The following is a 4,460-nucleotide window of genomic DNA, read 5'->3' as shown; positions in this document are numbered from 1 at the left end:
CCCCCGCCGCCCGCGCGGGGGTCAGTGGTGCTGGTAGGCCACGAGGGAGATGCCCACGTAGTGGGCCACGAAGGCGGCCAGCGTGAACGAGTGGAACACCTCGTGGAAGCCGAACCAGCGGGGTGACGGGTTGGGGCGCTTGATGCCGTAGACCACCCCGCCCGCGCTGTAGAGCACCCCGCCGAGCACCACGAGGACCAGCACCGCTATCCCGCCGGTGCGCAGGAAGTCGGGCAGGAAGAAGACGGCGGCCCAGCCCATGGCGATATAGCAGGGGGTGTAGAGCCAGCGGGGGGCGCCGACCCACAGCACCCGGAAGGCGATGCCGACCGCCGCGGCGGCCCAGATCCCCCACAGCAGCCACGCGCGGCTGCCGTCCGGCAGCAGCAGGATGGTCAGCGGGGTGTAGGTGCCCGCGATGATCAGGAAGATGTTGGCGTGGTCGAGGCGCCGCAGCACGGCGGTGACCCGGGGGCTCCAGTCGCCACGGTGGTAGAGCGCGCTGACGCCGAACAGCAGGCAGGCCGTGAGCGTGTAGACGGCGCAGGCGATCCGGCCGCGGGTGCTCCCGGCGAGCGCGGTGAGGAAGACGCCGGACACCAGCACGGCGGGGAACATGCCGGCGTGCAGCCAGCCGCGCAGCTTCGGCTTGATGGACTGCGCTGCGGCAGCGGTGGCGGAGAGCCGCGGAGCGGCGACGGACGCCGGCCGCTCGGGGGACGGTGGCTCGGTGGCTGTCATCCTGCCATCGTATCGGCGGCTTTCCGCTCTCCTCAGGGGGTGAGGGAAAACACGGGGCGCCCCGCGTTACGCGCCCGTAAGGTGGCGATATGCAGGTGATCCAGTCGACGAAGCTCGCCAATGTCTGTTACGAGATCCGGGGCCCCGTCCTGGAGGAGGCGACGCGGCTGGAGGCGGCAGGCCACCGGATCCTGAAGCTCAACACGGGCAACCCCGCGGCGTTCGGCTTCGAGTGCCCGCCGGAGATCCTGGAGGACATGCTCCGCAACGTCGGCTCGGCGCACGGCTACGGCGACGCCAAGGGGCTGCTGTCCGCCCGGCGCGCGGTGATGCAGCACTACCAGACGCAGGGCGTCGAGCTGTCCGTCGAGGACATCTACCTCGGCAACGGCGTCTCGGAGCTGATCCAGATGTCGATGCAGGCGCTGCTCGACGACGGCGACGAGGTGCTGGTCCCCGCGCCGGACTACCCGCTGTGGACGGCCTCGGTCTCGCTCGCGGGCGGCACCGCCGTGCACTACCGCTGCGACGAGCAGTCCGACTGGATGCCCGACCTCGCGGACATCGAGCGCAAGGTCACGGACCGGACCAAGGCGCTCGTCATCATCAACCCCAACAACCCCACGGGCGCCGTCTACGACGCGGAGATGCTGCGCGGCCTCACCGACATCGCCCGCCGGCACCGCCTCGTCGTCTGCTCCGACGAGATCTACGACAAGATCCTCTACGACGGCGCCACCCACACCCCGTCCACGGTGATCGCGCCCGACCTGCTGACCCTCACCTTCAACGGCCTGTCGAAGTCGTACCGCGTCGCCGGGTACCGCAGCGGCTGGCTCGCGGTCTGCGGCCCCAAGGGGCACGCGGACAGCTATATCGAGGGGCTGACCGTCCTCGCCAATATGCGGCTGTGCGCCAATGTGCCCGCGCAGCACGCGGTGGCCGCGGCGCTCGGCGGCCGCCAGTCGATCGAGGACCTGGTGCTGCCGGGCGGACGGCTGCGGGAGCAGCGGGACGCCGCGTACCGGCGGCTCACCCAGATCCCCGGCGTGACCTGCGTCAAGCCGAAGGGCGCGATCTACGCCTTCCCCCGGCTCGACCCCGCGGTCTACAAGGTCAAGGACGACCGGCAGATGGTGATCGACCTGCTCCGCGCCGAGAAGATCATGATCGTGCACGGCACCGGTTTCAACTGGCCGGAGCCCGACCACTTCCGCATCGTCAACCTGCCGTCCGCGGACGAGCTGACCGAGGCGGTGGACCGGATCGGCCGCTTCCTGGACGGCTACGGGCAGCCGTAGCGGACACCGCAGCGGACAGCCGCTGACCTCAAGACAACTTTAGACAGAGTCTAAGTTAGGATGGCTTCCTGAACGCATCAGCCAGGAGGCCATCCATGTACGAACCGATCCGCACCAAGTCGGTCCACACCCTGGCGGACGAGGCGCTGCGGGGGCTCCCGCGGCGGACACGTGAGGAGGAGCTGGACATCCGGCTGGCCGGGCATCTCACCGCGCTGCTGACCGTGACGGACGAGCTGCGCGTGCTGACCCCGGACACCTCGTTGGACGCGGCAGCGGCCGAGCTGGTTGCCCTGGTGGCACGGCTCACCGGGCACGCCCCGCTGCGGGCCGAGCCCACCGCGCGCCGCGCGGACGCCGCGCACGTCGCCTCGCTGCACCAGCGGGCCCGGATGCTCGCGGGCAACGCGCTGTCCGTCGCGACCTCGCGCGAGGACGAGGCGGCGGCCGAGACCGCCGCCGAGCGCATGGCGGCCCACGGCGCGAACCCGGTCCCCGCCTGACCCGTTTGCTGCTCGCCACGGGGCGCGGGTGTTCTGTCACTGGTCGCGCCCCGCGGCGAAGCCGCTGTGGACACAGCCCCGCGCCCCTTCAGGGCGGCCCGTCAGCCCAGGCGCCGGACCAGCGCCCGGTACTCGTCCCACAGCTCCTTCGGGGTGTGCTCCCCGAAGGTCTCCAGATGCTCGGGGATACGGGACGCCTCGTCGCGCCAGACATCCCGGTCCACCGCGAGGATGAAGTCCAGCTCGGCGCGGGAGAGTTCGAGCCCCTCGGTGTCCAGGTCCGCCGCGCGGGGGAGCACGCCGATGGGCGTCTCGACGCCCTCCGCCTCCCCGTTGAGCCGCTGGACGATCCACTTCAGCACGCGGCTGTTCTCGCCGAACCCGGGCCAGACGAACTTCCCCGCCTCGTTCTTCTTGAACCAGTTGACGTAGTAGATCTTCGGGAGCTTCGCGGCGTCCGCCGCGTCGTGGCCGACCTTCAGCCAGTGGGCGAAGTAGTCGCCCATGTTGTAGCCGCAGAAGGGCAGCATCGCGAACGGGTCGCGGCGCAGCTCGCCGACCTTGCCCTCGGCGGCCGCCGTCTTCTCGCTGGCGACGTTGGCGCCGAGGAACACCCCGTGCTGCCAGTCGAAGGACTCGGTGACCAGCGGTACGGCCGTGGCGCGCCGCCCGCCGAAGAGGATCGCCGAGATCGGCACGCCGCGCGGATCCTCCCACTCGGGCGCGATGATCGGGCACTGCCCGGCGGGCACCGTGAAGCGGGCGTTGGGGTGGGCCGCCGGGGTGTCCGAGTCCGGCGTCCAGGCGTTGCCCTTCCAGTCCGTCAGCCGGGCCGGCGGCTCCTCGGTCATGCCCTCCCACCACACGTCGCCGTCGTCGGTGAGCGCGACATTGGTGAAGACGGAGTTGCCCCACAGCGTCTTCATGGCGTTGGCGTTGGTGTGCTCGCCGGTGCCGGGCGCCACGCCGAAGAAGCCCGCCTCCGGGTTGATGGCGTACAGCCGCCCGTCCTCGCCGAAGCGCATCCAGGCGATGTCGTCGCCGATCGTCTCCACCGTCCAGCCCGGGACCGTGGGCTCCAGCATGGCGAGGTTCGTCTTGCCGCAGGCCGAGGGGAAGGCCGCCGCGACATACTTGGCCTCACCGCGCGGCGGGGTCAGCTTCAGGATGAGCATGTGCTCGGCCAGCCAGCCCTCGTCGCGGGCCATGACGGAGGCGATGCGCAGCGCGTAGCACTTCTTGCCCAGCAGCGCGTTGCCGCCGTAGCCGGAGCCGTACGACCAGATCTCGCGGCTCTCCGGGAAGTGCGAGATGTACTTGGTGGGGTTGCACGGCCACGGCACGTCCCGCTCGCCCTCGGCCAGCGGGGCGCCCACGCTGTGCACGGCCCTCACGAAGAAGCCGTCCTCGCCCAGCTCGTCCAGCACCGGCTGCCCCATCCGGGTCATGGTGCGCATCGAGACGGCCACATACGCCGAGTCGGTGATCTCGACGCCCGGCGCCGACAGCGGGGAGCCCAGCGGGCCCATGCAGAACGGCACCACGTACATGGTCCGGCCGCGCATCGAGCCGCGGAAGACGCCCTGTTCCCCGGTGAAGATGTCGCGCATCCGAGCCGGGTCCTTCCAGTGGTTCGTCGGCCCCGCGTCCTCCTCCCGCTCGGAGCAGATGAAGGTGCGGTCCTCGACGCGCGCGACATCGCTGGGGTCCGAGGCGGCGTAGTACGAGTTCGGGCGTTTGACCGGATCCAGCTTCTTGAACGTGCCCCTGGCCACCAGTTCCTCGCACAGCCGCTCGTACTCGGCCTCGGAGCCGTCGCACCACACGACGCGGTCGGGCTCGGTGAGCGCGGCGATGCCGTCCACCCAGGCGAGCAGCTCCCGGTGACGGGTCGGCGGGTCGGCGGGGGACGGGG

The 4,460-nt window shown here is 70.9% G+C and carries 4 protein-coding genes; 2 read left to right on the top strand and 2 right to left on the bottom strand.

The window, feature by feature from the left end:
- Nucleotides 1-21: 21 nt before the first annotated feature.
- The gene (gene trhA / locus G5C65_RS31865) at nt 22-741 is read right to left on the bottom strand and encodes a PAQR family membrane homeostasis protein TrhA (RefSeq protein ID WP_165302520.1); all 720 of its coding nucleotides are present in this window, start codon (nt 739-741) and stop codon (nt 22-24) included.
- Between the two features lie 89 nt (nt 742-830).
- On the opposite strand from trhA, the gene G5C65_RS31860 reads away from it, so the two are divergent.
- Nucleotides 831-2,042, top strand: a complete 1,212-nt coding sequence (locus G5C65_RS31860; RefSeq protein ID WP_165302519.1) for a pyridoxal phosphate-dependent aminotransferase — start codon at nt 831-833, stop codon at nt 2,040-2,042.
- A gap of 95 nt (nt 2,043-2,137) precedes the next feature.
- Nucleotides 2,138-2,545, top strand: a complete 408-nt coding sequence (locus G5C65_RS31855) for an SCO4983 family protein (protein ID WP_165302518.1) — start codon at nt 2,138-2,140, stop codon at nt 2,543-2,545.
- A 101-nt stretch (nt 2,546-2,646) separates the two neighbouring features.
- Here G5C65_RS31855 and G5C65_RS31850 read toward each other — a convergent pair.
- The coding region (locus G5C65_RS31850; protein ID WP_165302517.1) for a phosphoenolpyruvate carboxykinase (GTP) at nt 2,647-4,460 on the bottom strand (1,814 nt) is incomplete at its 5' end.

The organism is Streptomyces boncukensis (assembly GCF_011045075.1).
Classification (GTDB): Bacteria; Actinomycetota; Actinomycetes; order Streptomycetales; family Streptomycetaceae; genus Streptomyces; species Streptomyces boncukensis.
Note: the sequence above shows the minus strand (reverse complement) of the source record. Positions and strands in the feature narration are given on the sequence as shown.

Bases quoted from the DNA above. Each gene is read 5' to 3' on its own strand.
- trhA (WP_165302520.1), bottom strand. From the start codon at position 741: ATGACAGCCACCGAGCCACCGTCCCCCGAGCGGCCGGCGTCCGTCGCC.
- G5C65_RS31860 (WP_165302519.1), top strand. From the start codon at position 831: ATGCAGGTGATCCAGTCGACGAAGCTCGCCAATGTCTGTTACGAGATC.
- G5C65_RS31855 (WP_165302518.1), top strand. From the start codon at position 2,138: ATGTACGAACCGATCCGCACCAAGTCGGTCCACACCCTGGCGGACGAG.